Source organism: Mesorhizobium sp. WSM4844, assembly GCF_055811775.1.
Window position 1 is genome coordinate 1 of record NZ_JBVVQB010000049.1, and the last position, 13,657, is coordinate 13,657.

The 13,657-nt window shown below is 63.6% G+C and carries 10 protein-coding genes; 2 read left to right on the forward strand and 8 right to left on the reverse strand.

Annotated elements, in window-relative coordinates:
* Positions 1–60: 60 nt before the first annotated feature.
* The 4 genes from AC0L2A_RS27945 to AC0L2A_RS27960 all read right to left on the reverse strand — a co-directional run bounded on the left by AC0L2A_RS27945 (position 61) and on the right by AC0L2A_RS27960 (position 4,068).
* A complete protein-coding gene (locus AC0L2A_RS27945) occupies positions 61–519 on the reverse strand; it encodes a carboxymuconolactone decarboxylase family protein (protein ID WP_473611520.1) in 459 nt (152 codons plus the stop codon).
* An 11-nt stretch (positions 520–530) separates the two neighbouring features.
* Positions 531–1,049 carry an RrF2 family transcriptional regulator gene (locus AC0L2A_RS27950; RefSeq protein ID WP_473611521.1) on the reverse strand — a complete coding sequence of 173 codons (519 nt, stop codon included), beginning with the start codon at positions 1,047–1,049 and terminating at the stop codon, positions 531–533.
* Between the two features lie 338 nt (positions 1,050–1,387).
* Positions 1,388–2,701, reverse strand: coding sequence for an NAD-dependent dihydropyrimidine dehydrogenase subunit PreA (gene preA, locus AC0L2A_RS27955; RefSeq protein WP_473611522.1), 1,314 nt, complete (start codon positions 2,699–2,701; stop codon positions 1,388–1,390).
* Between the two features lie 2 nt (positions 2,702–2,703).
* Entirely contained in the window at positions 2,704–4,068 is a 1,365-nt protein-coding gene (locus AC0L2A_RS27960; RefSeq protein WP_287249480.1) for an NAD(P)-dependent oxidoreductase, read from the reverse strand.
* 218 nt (positions 4,069–4,286) lie between these two features.
* Between AC0L2A_RS27960 and AC0L2A_RS27965 the strand changes: the two genes are divergently transcribed.
* On the forward strand, positions 4,287–5,063 hold the full coding sequence (locus AC0L2A_RS27965) for a VOC family protein (RefSeq protein WP_473611523.1): 777 nt from the start codon (positions 4,287–4,289) through the stop codon (positions 5,061–5,063).
* 253 nt (positions 5,064–5,316) lie between these two features.
* Here AC0L2A_RS27965 and AC0L2A_RS27970 read toward each other — a convergent pair whose 3' ends face one another.
* Positions 5,317–7,758, reverse strand: coding sequence for a GcvT family protein (locus AC0L2A_RS27970; protein WP_473611525.1), 2,442 nt, complete (start codon positions 7,756–7,758; stop codon positions 5,317–5,319).
* An 88-nt stretch (positions 7,759–7,846) separates the two neighbouring features.
* Positions 7,847–9,385 carry a trimethylamine methyltransferase family protein gene (locus AC0L2A_RS27975; protein WP_473611526.1) on the reverse strand — a complete coding sequence of 513 codons (1,539 nt, stop codon included), beginning with the start codon at positions 9,383–9,385 and terminating at the stop codon, positions 7,847–7,849.
* A gap of 218 nt (positions 9,386–9,603) precedes the next feature.
* Here AC0L2A_RS27975 and AC0L2A_RS27980 point away from each other — a divergent pair, with 218 nt between their 5' ends.
* Positions 9,604–10,194 (forward strand): transglycosylase SLT domain-containing protein, encoded by a 591-nt coding sequence (locus AC0L2A_RS27980; protein WP_473611527.1) that lies wholly within the window; start codon positions 9,604–9,606, stop codon positions 10,192–10,194.
* A 13-nt stretch (positions 10,195–10,207) separates the two neighbouring features.
* On the opposite strand, the gene AC0L2A_RS27985 is transcribed toward AC0L2A_RS27980, so the two are convergent.
* Entirely contained in the window at positions 10,208–12,436 is a 2,229-nt protein-coding gene (locus AC0L2A_RS27985; RefSeq protein ID WP_473611529.1) for a dipeptide ABC transporter ATP-binding protein, read from the reverse strand.
* Positions 12,437–12,487: 51 nt separating this feature from the next.
* Complete coding sequence (locus AC0L2A_RS27990; protein WP_473611530.1) at positions 12,488–13,645, reverse strand: ABC transporter permease; 1,158 nt, start codon at positions 13,643–13,645, stop codon at positions 12,488–12,490.
* Positions 13,646–13,657: the final 12 nt, after the last annotated feature.

The window sequence follows — 13,657 nt, forward strand, 5'->3', positions numbered from 1 at the left end:
ATGAGGGGCAGCGCCAACCTCGACAATTAGGTTAACGCCGCGCATTCCAGTTTCGTCCGCTCAGGCGGCCTTGGCAGCCGCTACCGGATGAATGGCGTGGAAGGGAACGCAGAGCCGGTTCCAGGTGTTGATCATGCCGATCGCGACGGACAGCTTGACCAGTTCCTCTTCCGAGAAGTGTTCGAGCGTGCGAGCGTAGAGATCGTCCGGCACGCCGCTGTCGGCGATCTTCGTCACCATTTCGGTCCAGGCGAAGGCGGCGCGTTCGCGCTCGGAAAACAGCGGCGATTCCTTCCAGGCGGAGACGAGATAGAGCCGCTGCTCGGTCTCGCCATCACGGCGCGCCTCGCGGCTGTGCATCTCGACGCAGTACGAACAGCCATTGATCTGCGACGCCCGCAGCTTGATCAGATGCAGCAGGCTTGCCTCGAGCCCGCACTGGTCGACTGCCTTGTTGAGCGCCGATACCGCTTTCATGATTTCCGGCGCCGCGCCGAAGAATTGCAGCCTCTGTTTCATTCTCTTACCCTTCACGCTTGCTTGGTTGAACTGGATTTCTGCGGTCGTTGATGGCGCTCGACAAAGGCGCAGTTGGCGGCGACTGAACGGGGATCGGCATCGCTCATGTATTCCGCAACGATGTCGGACAGCCGGGCCTCCGCAAGAGCAACGCGATAGGCGCGCTCGGCCTTCAGCATCGCGACGCTGATGCCGCAAGGTTTGACATAGGCGGAGGCATCGAGCCTGGCCGGCCCGCTCTGACGGATTTCGCCGCAACGGAAGGCCGGTTCGCGTCCTTCGACGGCGAGCACGATGTCGAGCAGCGTTATGCGCTCCGCCGGCCGCGCCAGCCGGAAACCGCCCGATGGCCCGGGCACCGATTCCAGGATGCCCGACGCCGTCAGCGCGTTGAGATGCTTGAGCAGATAACTTGGCGACAGGCCGAACGCTTCCGCCATGGCAGCACCCGGCATGGTCGCCGCGCCTTCCACGCCGGCAAGCATGGCGGCGCAGTGGATGGCCGCTTCGACGCCCTCGCCCAGCTTCATTTTTTTGAGTCCAAATTCATGGATATACCTTATCGTGGATAAATTTTATCCGCAATTGGAAATTAAGGATCTCCACTCTGGATGGCTGCGCTGCCGGCGATTTTATACGATCGATGGCGCCGCCCCTCATTGCCCTGCCGGGCATTTCTCCCCGTAAACGGGGAGAAAGACGCCGGCATCGACGTTTTCGCCAATCTCCAGCGTTGCAGAATAGAGAGCCAAGGCCCCGGCCAGCGGGCTTCTCCGCGTTTACGGGCAGAAGGTGCCGGCAGGCGGATGAGGGGCAGCGCCAATCTTGAGAATTCAACCGTACGAAACCGATGGCGCTTCGACCAAACTTACTCCGCCGCCACCTTGGCCATCGGGTTGTTCGGATGCGTTGTCCAGTTGGCGTAGACCGGCGACACAGGTCTGCCGGTGCGCTGGTCGATGACGCCGGCCGCCAGCGGTTCCATGGTGATGCAGTTCTCGACCGGGCAGACATTGACGCAGAGGTTGCAGCCGACGCATTCGGCTTCGATCACCTCGAAATGCCGCTTGCCGTCCACCATGCTGGTGATCGCCTGGTGCGAAGTGTCCTCGCAGGCGATGTGGCAGCGGCCGCATTTGATGCACGCCTCCTGGTCGATATGCGCCTTGGCGACGTAATTGAGGTTGAGATATTGCCAGTCGGTGACGTTGGGCGTGGCGCGGCCGACGATGTCGTCGAGCGAGGCATGGCCCTTCTCGTCCATCCAGTTTTCGAGACCGGCGATCATCTCCTGCACGATCTTGAAGCCATAGGTCATCGCCGCCGTGCACACCTGCACATTGCCGGCGCCGAGCGCCATGAATTCGGCAGCGTCGCGCCAAGTGGTGATGCCGCCGATGCCGGAGATCGGCAGGCCGTGCGTTTCCGGATCGCGGGCGATCTCGGCGACCATGTTCATGGCGATCGGCTTCACCGCCGGGCCGCAATAGCCGCCATGCGAACCCTTGCCGTCGATCGTCGGCTCCGGTGCGAAACTGTCGAGATTGACGCCGGTGATCGAATTGATGGTGTTGATCAGCGACACCGCATCGGTGCCGCCGGCAAGGGCGGCACGCGCCGGCTTGCGTATATCGGTGATGTTCGGCGTCAGCTTGGTGATGACAGGCATGCGGGTGTTGGCCTTGCACCAGCGCACCACCATTTCGATGTATTCCGGCACCTGGCCGACGGCGGCGCCCATGCCGCGTTCCGACATGCCGTGCGGGCAGCCGAAATTGAGCTCGATGCCGTCGGCCCCGGTCTCCTCGACCACCGGCAGGATCGCCTTCCACGCATGCTCCTCGCAAGGCACCATCAGCGAGACGACGATGGCGCGCTCGGGCCAGTCCATCTTGACCTGCTTGATCTCGCGCAGATTGGTCTGCAAGTCGCGGTCGGTGATCAGCTCGATGTTGTTCAAGCCGAGCAGGCGGCGATCGGCGCCCCAGATCGCGCCATAGCGCGGGCCGTTGACATTGACCACCGGCAGCCCCTCTTCGCCGAGCGTCTTCCAGACAACGCCGCCCCAGCCCGCCCTGAAGGCGCGGATGACATTGTAGGCCTTGTCGGTCGGCGGCGCCGAGGCCAGCCAGAACGGATTCGGCGATTTGATGCCGACGAAATTGTTTCTGATATCTGCCATGCTCATGCCCTCCCGTTCGAGGTCAGTGCCCGGTGGATCGATTCGGCCGCGTCGCGCCCCTGCGCGACTGCCGAGACGGTGAGGTCATCGCCGCCATAGATGCAGTCGCCGCCGGCCCAGACGTTTGGCAGCGAGGTGCGGCCTTCGGCGTCGACCTTGATGCGGCCGGCTTCCAGCGCCAGCAAGGCGCCGCTGCCGTTGAGCGCAGCCGGGACAAAGCTCTGGCCAATCGCCTTGAACACCTGGTCGGCGGTGAGCGTCAGCCGCTCGCCGGTGCCGACGAGTTTCTCGCCATCCATCGCCGTATATTCAAGCTCGATGCCCGAGACCTTGCCGCCTTCGGCAATGACCCGCTTCGGCTGCAGCCAGTGACGGATGATGACGCCGTTGGCGGCGGCCAGGTCCTGCTCGAATTCCGAGGCGTTCATGTGCTCCTGGCCGCGCCGGTAGCAGATCGTCACCTCTTCGGCGCCGAGCAGCTTTGATTGCACCGCCGCGTCGATCGCCGTCATGCCGCCGCCGATGACGACGACGCGCCGGCCGACCGGCAGGCTGGCAAGATCGCTGGCCTGGCGAAGCTCGGCAATGAACTCCACCGCATTGGTGACGCCTTGCGCGTCCTCGCCGTCGGCGCGGAGCGCGTTGACGCCGCCAAGCCCCATGCCGAGGAACACTGCATCGTAATTCCTGGTCAGGTCCGACAGCTGGTAGTCGCGGCCAAGCGCCTTGCCGTTCTGGATATCGATGCCGCCGATCGAAATGACATAGTCGACCTCGGCCTGGGCAAAATTGTCGATGCTCTTGTAAGCGGCGATGCCGTATTCATTGAGACCGCCGGCTTTCGGGCGCGCCTCGAGGATGGTCACGTCGTGACCGTGGCGGGCGAGCCGATGGGCGGCGGCAAGCCCGGCCGGTCCGGCGCCGACCACGGCGACCGTCTTGCCGGTCGGAGCGGCGCGCGCATAGAACTGCTTGTTCTCAGCCATCGCGACATCGGTGGCATAACGCTGCAGGCGGCCGATCTGCACCGGCTTGCCTTCAGCCACTTCGCGCACGCAGACCTCTTCGCACAGCGTCTCGGTCGGGCAGACGCGGGCGCACATGCCGCCCAAAATGTTCTGGTCGAAAATCGTCCTGGCCGAGCCGATCGGATTGCCGGTCGAGATCTGGCGGATGAACAGCGGGATGTCGATCGAGGTCGGGCATGCGTTCATGCACGGCGCATCGTAGCAGAAATAGCAGCGATCGGACTCGACCAGCGCCTCGTGATGATCGAGCGGCGGATGCAGGTCGGAAAAATTATCGGCATATTGCTCGGGCGAAAGCCGCCCGCCGGCAATGCCCTGCTTGAAATGACCAGTCGCCATTCCGCTTCCCCAATCCTTGTTGTTTTGCGGAAAGCTAGCACGTTTTGTTTTTTTATCAATTGGTCAATTTTCGACGCAAGCCGCTGAAAAGCCACGACAAAAACATGATATATATACTCATGTTTTCTATATTGGGCTTGGCTGTCGGAATTCCGTCGCGAAAATCGTCCTAGATGGATCACGCATGATCGATGACTGGAAACCCAAGGAGCACGACAATGCCAAACTCCCCGACGTCCTTCTTCTGGTACGAGCTGATGACCACCGATCTCGACGCTGCCGAAGCGTTCTACACCGACGTGGTGGGCTGGAAGGCGCAGCCCTTCGACGGCGCGCCCGGCATGCCGCGCTATGTCGTGATGAATGTCGGCGAGCGCGGCGTTGCCGGGCTGATGACGCAGCCGGACGAAGTGCGCAAGACGGGCATGCCGCCAGCCTGGGTCGGTTACATCCATACCGGGGATGTCGATGCTTCGACGAAATCGCTGAAGGGGGCCGGCGGTGCGGTTCACCGCGAACCCGATGACATTCCGGGCGTCGGCCGCTTTGCCGTCGTCGCCGATCCGCAAGGCGCGGTGTTCAACTTCCTGCAGCCGATCGGCCCTGACCAGCCGCCGTTGCCTGCTACTACTCCCGGCAATATTGGCTGGCATGAACTCTATACGACCGACTGGCGCGCCGCGTTCGATTTCTATGCCGGGCAATTCGGCTGGACCAAGGGCGATGCCATGGATATGGGGCCGATGGGCACCTACCAGCTGTTTGCCGCCGGCGGCGAACCTGTCGGCGGCATGATGAACAAGCCCGAGCAGGTTCCGGTGCCGGTCTGGCAGTTCTATTTCAATGTCCCCGCAATCGACGCGGCGGCCAAGCGTGTCACCGATAATGGCGGCACGATCCTGATGGGACCGATGGAGGTTCCCGGCGGCGGCTGGATCGTGATGTGCACGGACCCACAGGGTGCTCATTTCGCGCTGACGGCGCCGATGCGGTAGCTGGGTCAGGCGTCACGCTATTTGGCGTCATGCTTGTCGAAGTGGGCGATCCTTCGCGCCCCCCTCTGTCCTGCCGGACATCTCCCCCACTTGGGGGGAGATTGGCAGCTCCGGCGACGGCACTCTTCTTGCGACCTTTGTGATTGGCGAATTCAGTGATGACGGCCGATCTCCCCCCTTGTGGGGGAGGACAGAGGGGGGCGCTGTCCCGCCGACCCCGCGCATTTTGGATAGCCTCCACCTAGCGGCGCCATCACCCTCGCATCCGCTCGAGATTCGCGTCGAACAGCGGCGTCGGCTGCACCCGTGCGGTGTAGCGCTTGCCCAAGAGCTCGATCTCGAAACCATCGGCCTCGTCGGCGATCTCCTTCGGCACATAGCCCAGGGCCACCGACGCCTTCGAATGGTGGGCGTAGCCGCCTGACGTGACCCAGCCGCGCACCGCGCCGTCGAACCAGATCGGCTCGTCGCCGATAACGTCGGCGTCTGCCGCATCGACGACAAAGGCGCGCAGTCGCAGCTTGCCGCCTTGCTGGCGCTCGGTCAGTGCCGCCTGCTTGCCGATGAAATCGGTTTCTTTCCCGTAGGCGACGAAACGGTCGAGCCCGGCCTCCAGCGGACCGTAGATCGGCCGGTATTCGCGCGCCCACGAGCCGTAATTCTTCTCCAGCCGCAGCGCGTTGAGCGCGCGCGCGCCGAACAGGCCGATGCCGAAGTCTTCGCCGGCCGCCATCAGCGTCTGGTACGCGGCACGCTGATATTCCGGCGCCACCCAGATCTCGTAGCCGAGATCGCCGGTGTAGCTGACGCGGCCGACCAGGCACGGCGCCATGCCGATATCCATCCTGGCCGTCGCCATGAACGGAAACGCCGCATTCGATACATCCGCCCGCGTAGCCTTTGCCAGCACCTCCCGCGCCCTCGGACCGGCAATCGACAGGCCCGTCAGTCTCGCCCCCAGCGCCTCGATATGGACCGAGCCATCTTGCGGCAGATGCGCCTCGAACCAGCGCATGTGATACTGCTCGGCAATGCCGGAACCGGCGAGGAACCAGCTCCCATTGTCGCGATTGGAATCGCCGAGATTGGCCAGCGAAAAATCGCCGATCAGCCTGCCGTCTTCCTTAAGCATCGGCGCCAGCGTCATGCGGCCGGGCTTTGGCAGCTTGCAGGCAAGGAGGCGGTCGAGCCAGGCCGCCGCGCCCGCGCCTGTCACCCTGTATTTGGCGAAGCTCGAGATCTCCGACAGGCCGACATCTGTCCGCACCGTCCTCACCTCGTTTGCGACATGCTCGAAATCGCTCGAGCGCCGCCACGAAAACTCGTCCCTGACGCCTTCGGGCGCATACCACAGCGGCACTTCCAGCCCATAGGCCACGCCCCACTGCGCGCCCTTCGCCGACAAAAGGTCATAGACCGGCGTGGTCTTGAGCGGCCGCCCGGCAGGCAGTTCCTCATTAGGGAAGCGGATGGAAAAACGCCGCGAATAATTCTCGCGCACCTTGGCGTTGGTGTAGGCCATCGTTGCCCAGTCGCCGTAGCGAGAGACGTCCATCGCCCAGATGTCGGCGCCGGGATCGCCCTCGATCATCCAGTTCGACAGCGCCAGGCCAACACCGCCGCCCTGCGAAAAGCCGGCCATGACGCCGCAGGCGACCCAGAAGCCAGGCAGGCCGCGCACCGGCCCGACCAACGGGTTGCCGTCGGGCGCGAAGGTGAAGGGGCCGTTGATGATCTGCTTGATGCCGGTGTTCTGGAAGGCCGGGAAATGCCGGAACCCGACTTCCAATGACGGCGCGATACGGTCGATGTCGGGCTCCAGCAGCTCGTGGCCGAAATTCCACGGTGTCTGAAGCTCGGACCATGGCTTGTTGGCCCTCTCGTAGGTGCCCATCAGCATGCCGCCGCGCTCCTGGCGCAGATAGAGCTCGCCGTCGAAATCGACCGCGTGGATGATCTCCGTGCCGGTCTTCTGGTTCCAGGCGGCGACCTCCGGCATGTCCTCGGTGATCAGGTACATGTGCTCCATGGCCAGCACCGGCAGTTCGAGGCCCACCATGCGGCCGACCTCGCGCGCCCACAGGCCGCCGGCGTTTACGACATGCTCGGCCACCACCTCGCCCTTGTTGGTGATGATCCGCCACAACCCGTCGGCGCGGCGCACGATACCCTCGACCTTGGTGAAGCGCTCGACCTCGGCGCCAAGTTTTCTGGCCGCCTTGGCATAGGCGTGGGTGACGCCGGACGGGTCGAGATGACCGTCCTCCTTGTTGCGCACCGCGCCGACGAACTGCTTCGGGTCGAGCAGCGGCATCAACTCGGCCGCCTCATCAGGCGAGATCTCCTCGAGGTCGATGCCGAGATAGCGGCCCTTGGCGACAACGCCGCGCAGCCAGTCGAGCCGCGCCTCGGTCGCCGCCAAAAGCACGCCACCGGTCAGATGCACGCCGGTCGCCTGGCCGGACAGTTCCTCGATCTCCTTGTAGAGCGAGATCGTGTATTTCTGCAGCTTGGCGACGTTGGGATCGCCATTGATCGTGTGCATGCCGCCGGCCGCGTGCCAGGTCGAGCCGGAAGTCAGCTCGTCGCGCTCCAGAAGCACAATGTCGGTCCAGCCGTGACGGGCGAGATGGAACAGCACGGAACAGCCGACGACGCCTCCGCCAATGACCACGACCTTCGCATGCGATTTCATGGGTTTTTCTCGTTATTTCAGGGAGTTGGAGGGGTGAGATGAATCGGGGCGGGAGGAGCCAAGCCACACGAGCGCAAACCTTCGACCATCACGGCTCGCCCTGCTCGATCGCTTCCTTGCGCCTGGCCACATACGCCTCCAGCGCCTCGCGCACGGCAATATCCATCGCCGGATCGACATGATCCTCCAGCGCTTTCTTCCACAGCCGCGTCGCCCGCGCCGTGGCGTCTAGCCCGCCGGCCTCCTGCCAGGCCTCGTAGTTCTGCCAATTCGAGAGCATCGGCTGGTAGAAGGCGGTTGCATAGCGCTCCAGTGTGTGCGGCTCGCCGAAGAAATGGCCGCCGGTCGGCACCGCACCCAGCGCCTCGACGGCGAGTTCCGCCTCGTTGACTTCGATCGGACGCAAAAATTCCATCATGTGCTGGATCATCTCGACGTCGATGATGAACTTTTCGAACGATGCGGTCAGCCCGCCCTCCTGCCAGCCGGCTGCGTGGTAGACGAGATTGCCGTGGCCGAGCACCGCGCCCCACAGCGCCATCAGCGTCTCATAGGCGCCTTGCGCGTCGGCGGCGTTGGAGGCCGAGCCCGGCGTCGTCCGGTAGGGCAGTCCATAGCGCCGCGCCAACTGCCCGGAGGCGATGTTGGCCTTGGTGTTCTCCGGCGTGCCAAAGGCCGGCGCACCGGACTTCATGTCGACATTGGAGGTGAAGGCGCCATACATGACCGGGGCGCCAGGGCGGACAAGCTGCGTCAAGACCACGCCGAACAGCGCCTCGGCGTTCTGTTGCGCCAGCGCGCCGGCAAGCGTCACCGGACTCATCGCCCCCATCAGCGTGAACGGCGTCACCGCAACCGACTGGCCGAACTCGGCCATGGTCATCAGCCCTTCGGCCATCATCTCGTCGAAGCGGCGCGGCGAGTTGACCGAGATGATGGTGGTGACGCCGGGATCGTCGCGCATCTGGTCGAGGCTCAAGCCCCGCGAAATCGCCATCATTTCGATGCCATCCAGCGCCCTGCCGCGACCGATCGCCGAGACGTGAAAACTCTTGTCGGTCAGCGTCAGATTGGCGAAATAGGTGTCGAGGTGGCGTGAATTGGCCGGCAGTTCCACCGGTGCGCAGACCTGGTTGCCGAGCATGTGGATGCAGTTGAAATGCTGCGCCAGCCGGGTGAGATCGCAATAGTCGCGCAAATTGCCGGCGCGCCGGCCGCGTTCCATGTCATGCACGTTCGGCGGTCCGGCGACGAGCGTAAAATTGATGGTGTTGCCGCCGAGATGGACTGTGTGGGCCGGGTTGCGCGGCGTCAGCGTATAGCTGGACCGCGTCATCTTCAGTGCCTCGTCGACCATGCCGCGGTCGATGCGGACAGTCATCGACGCATGATCGACCTTGGCGCCGGCCTTCTCGAACAGCGAAAGCGCCCGCGGGCTCATCACCTCGATGCCGAAATTCTCCAGAATGTGCATCGACGCCTGGTGGATCGCCTCGATCTGGTCGGCCGAGAGCATCGCCATCGGCGGATAGGGATTTGTCACGCGGCGCAACGGCAGTTGCGGAATGGCGGCCGGTCCCCTGTTGCTGGTTCGCTCGGCGCCGCGCTTGCGTCTCGGTTCGGTCATGCGGCGCATCAAAGCGCCGGCACGACGATCGGGCTGTCAGAAATCCGCCGCCTGCGGGCGCGATTTTAGCCAAGGCGGCATTTTGGGATTTTCGTGCCGACAAAAGCGACGGAAAACGTCGGAATATCTATCCTCGCTGTGTCGCGGCCAAAGCGGCCGATCAGCCGTTAAGGAACGCTGCAAGATTCCCTTTATGATTCCGGCCTAATCCTCTTCCAATGGGTAGGTCGAGTTTTAGCAAAATTGTAGCCGTTACCATGCTGCTGGCGCTGTCGGCCTGCGCGACGCCGCCGAGCCATATCAACAATGTCTGCGCCGTCTTCGACCAGAATGACGGCTGGTTCGACAACTGGCAGGCGGCGGCCGAACGCGCCGAACGGAAGCACGGCGTGCCGGTTCCCGTGCTGATGGCGACGGTGCGCAAGGAATCCGGCTTCAAGAGCAACGCCAGGCCGCCGCGCAAGAAGCTGCTCGGCTTCATTCCCTGGAAACGCGTCTCCAGCGCCACCGGCTTCTCGCAGGCGCTCGACGGCACCTGGGCGCAATATCAGAGCGAGACCGGCAGTTGGGCGGCGCGCCGCACCAGCTTCGCCGATGCCGTCGATTTCGTCGGCTGGTATCATTCCAAGACATCAGACACGCTCGGCGTCGCCCGCAACGACACCTACAATCTCTATCTCGCCTATTATCTCGGATGGACGGCCTATGGCCGCGGCAACCGCGGCGATGCCGGCGTGCAGCGCTATGCGCGGGCCACCGAGCAGATGGCTCATGATTACGCCGCGCAGCTACGCCAATGCGCGCGTTGATGGCGCCGCGGGTCTAATCGTCCGTCAGCTTCGGCGTCTTGCCGTGCGGACGTTGCGGCGGAGCGCCGGCAAAGCCCGGACCGATGCCCTGCGGCGCGTCGTCGGGCACGCCTTCATTGGCGGCATGCTCCTTGTCGAACTTGATCACCGGCTCCATTTTCGCCAGCACGTCGTCGGCAAGCCAGCACAGGCTCATATGACCGTCGCCGAGATGCTTGACCGGCGGCACCTGCGTCTCGCAAAGGTTGTCCGGCACCAGCTTCTTGTAGCCGCAGCGGGTCTGGAACGGGCAGCCGGTTGGCGGGTTCATCGCCGACGGGATGTCGCCTTCCAGCACGATGTGCTTCTTGATCACGCTGGTGTCGGCGATCGGGATCGCCGACAGCAGCGCCTCGGTATAGGGATGATAGGGCGGCGAAAAGATCTGGTCGGTCGTGCCCTGCTCGACGATATAGCCGAGATACATGACGACGACGCGGTCGGCGATGTAGCGCACCACCGACAGGTCGTGGCTGATGAACAGCATCGTCGTCTTGTTCTTGCGCTGGATGTCCATCAACAGCTCGGTCACCGCCGCCTGCACCGACACGTCGAGCGCCGAAACCGGCTCGTCGGCCACCACCACCTTGGCGTCGCCGGCAAAAGCCCGCGCCACGCCAATGCGCTGCTTCTGGCCGCCGGAAAGCTGGCGCGGCTTGCGGGTCTCGAACGCCCGCGGCAGCTTCACCAGGTCGAGCAGTTCCAGCATGCGCTTGCGGCGGTCGGCAACGGTGTTGCCGACATTGAACTTTTCCAGCGTGCGGATGATCTGCGAGCCGACCGTATGGCTGGGGTTGAGCGTGTCGAACGGATTCTGGAACACCATCTGGATCGACGACACCGTCTCGACGCTGCGGTTCTCGACCCCGATCGACTGGATCTGCTGGTTGCCGAGCGTCACGCTGCCGGAGCTTGCCGTCTCCAGTCCGAGCAGCACCTTGGCCAGCGTCGACTTTCCGCAGCCGGACTCGCCGACAATGGCGACGGTCTCGGATTCGCGCGCCATGAAGGAGATCGTCTCGTTGGCCTTGACGACGCGGCCCTCGCTCGAGCCGAACACCTCGCTGCCGCCGACCTTGTAGTATTTTTTGAGATCCTCGATCTTGAGCACCGGCGCGCCGGGCTCGACGCGCTCGTTGACCTTCTTGGCGCCGGGCGGCAGCGCCTCCCAGTCGATCTCGTTGAAGCGCACGCAGCGCGAAAAATGGCCTTCATGGCCGTCGACCGCGATCATCGGGATTTCTGCGGCGTTGCAGACGCCCTCGACGAAATGGTGGCAGCGGGGGCCGAAATTGCAGCCCTTCGGCCGCTCGTGCGGCAGCGGCAATTGCCCCGGGATTGAGATCAGAGGCCGCGAATTCTTGTCGGCGCCGGGCAGCGGGATCGAGCGGAACAGGCCTTGCGTGTAGGGATGGCGCATCCGGTCGAAGACGTCCTTGATCTTGCCGGTCTCCACCGCTTCGCCCGAATACATCACCGTGATGCGGTCGCAGGTTTCCAGGATCAGGCCGAGATTGTGCGACACGAAGATCATCGAGGTGCCGAACTTCTCGCCAAGTCCCTTGACCAGGTCGACGATGCCTGCTTCGACCGTCACGTCGAGCGCCGTCGTCGGCTCGTCGAGCAGCAGCAGCGCCGGCTTCGACAGCAGCGCCATGGCGATGACGATGCGCTGTTGCTGGCCGCCGGAAAGCTGGTGCGGAAACGAGCGCATCATGCGTTCGGGATCGGGCAGCCTGACCGAGCGCACCATTTCCAGCGCGCGCCTGTAAGCCTCTTCCTTCGACACTTTGTCGTGGATCAGCGGCACTTCCATCAGTTGCTGGCCGACCTTCATCGCCGGGTTCAGGCTGGCCATCGGCTCCTGGTAGATCATCGCGATCTTGTTGCCGCGGATGGCGCGCAGTTCCTCGTCGGACAGCTCGCCCATGTCCTTGCCCTGGAACTTTATCCGGCCGCCGACGATCTTTCCGATGTTGGAGAGGTCGCGCATGATGCCGAGCGACACGGTCGACTTGCCGCAGCCGGATTCGCCGACGATGCCCATCGCTTCGCCAGGCATGACCGTGCAGGAAAAATCCATGACGGCCGGTATCTCGCCCTTGCGGGTGAAGAAGGAGATCGACAGGTTCTCGATCTCGATGATCGGCCCATTGGTCGGCCCATTGGTCGGCTTGGGGGGATTTCGAACTGCCTCATTCATGGGTCGCTCCAATCCTGGTACTTTCAGCATATCGGGTCGAGAACCCGTCCATCAATCTTTCATCGATTGCTCACGCAGCGAGTCGGCCAGCAGATTAAGGCCCAGCACGAACGACATCAGCGCGATCGTCGGCGGCAGCGCCGGATGGATGAAGGAGCGCAGCAGCCGGCTGGCATCCTTGATCGCGGTGCCCCAGTCCGGGCTCTCGGGCGCCAGCCCCAGGCCGAAATAGCCGAGCGTGCCGAGCAGGATCGTGGTGTAGCCGATACGCAGGCAAGCATCGACGATCAGCGGCCCGCGCGCGTTGGGAAGGATCTCCCACAGCATGATGTACCACGGCGATTCACCGCGCGTCTGCGCCGCCGCCACATAGTCGCGCGTTTTGATGTCCATGACTAGGCCGCGCACGATGCGGAACACGCCGGGGCTGGAGGCGAACACCACCGCCACGAAGATGTTGAGCTGGTTGGGATCGATATGGATGATCCTGAACGGATCGGCGTCGAAGACCAGGCCGGCATAGACCCAGCCGCCAACGATCAGAGTCAGCCCCAGGAGGACGTAAAGCCGGTCGGGCCGTTTCTTATAGCGCGTCCAGAACAGCACGCTGAAGAAGATGATCGGAAACATGAAGAACAGGCCGGCCATCGCATAGGGGATAGGTGTCTCCATGATGCCCGGCGTCACCAGGAGGTAGAACAGCAGGATCACCGGGAAGGCGAGCACCAGATTGGCGAGGAATGACAGCACCGTATCGATCCTGCCGCCATAATAGCCGGCCGGCAGGCCGAGCGTGATGCCGACCATCAGCGCAAACCCGGTCGCCGCCGGCGCGATGATCAGCACGATCTGGCTGCCGTAGACCATGCGGCTGAACACGTCGCGGGCAAGCTTGTCGCCGCCGAACAGGTAGACTAGTCCCGATTGCGGCTCGACCGCGCCCGGCAGCGCGTCCTTCATGATCGGGATCTGGACAAGCGGATTGAAGGGCGAGACGGTCGACGCGAAGATCGCCGTGAACAGCCAGAATAGGCAGATGCCGACGCCGACGATGCCGACGCTGCTGTCGAAGAGCTGACCGTAGAGGCCAAGCCTCTTCTTGTAGGCGAAGCTCGCCCCCATCACCAGGACGAGAGCGGTCCAGACCGGCCAGAAACGCGCAAGCACGCCAAGCACCACATTGAAGGCGCCGATATATTCAAGCTGCATCCGCTCGACCCC

Bases quoted from the DNA above. Each gene is read 5' to 3' on its own strand.
- AC0L2A_RS27945 (WP_473611520.1), bottom strand. From the start codon at position 519: ATGAAACAGAGGCTGCAATTCTTCGGCGCGGCGCCGGAAATCATGAAA.
- AC0L2A_RS27950 (WP_473611521.1), bottom strand. From the start codon at position 1,049: ATGAAGCTGGGCGAGGGCGTCGAAGCGGCCATCCACTGCGCCGCCATG.
- preA (WP_473611522.1), bottom strand. From the start codon at position 2,701: ATGGCAGATATCAGAAACAATTTCGTCGGCATCAAATCGCCGAATCCG.
- AC0L2A_RS27960 (WP_287249480.1), bottom strand. From the start codon at position 4,068: ATGGCGACTGGTCATTTCAAGCAGGGCATTGCCGGCGGGCGGCTTTCG.
- AC0L2A_RS27965 (WP_473611523.1), top strand. From the start codon at position 4,287: ATGCCAAACTCCCCGACGTCCTTCTTCTGGTACGAGCTGATGACCACC.
- AC0L2A_RS27970 (WP_473611525.1), bottom strand. From the start codon at position 7,758: ATGAAATCGCATGCGAAGGTCGTGGTCATTGGCGGAGGCGTCGTCGGC.
- AC0L2A_RS27975 (WP_473611526.1), bottom strand. From the start codon at position 9,385: ATGACCGAACCGAGACGCAAGCGCGGCGCCGAGCGAACCAGCAACAGG.
- AC0L2A_RS27980 (WP_473611527.1), top strand. From the start codon at position 9,604: ATGGGTAGGTCGAGTTTTAGCAAAATTGTAGCCGTTACCATGCTGCTG.
- AC0L2A_RS27985 (WP_473611529.1), bottom strand. From the start codon at position 12,436: ATGAATGAGGCAGTTCGAAATCCCCCCAAGCCGACCAATGGGCCGACC.
- AC0L2A_RS27990 (WP_473611530.1), bottom strand. From the start codon at position 13,645: ATGCAGCTTGAATATATCGGCGCCTTCAATGTGGTGCTTGGCGTGCTT.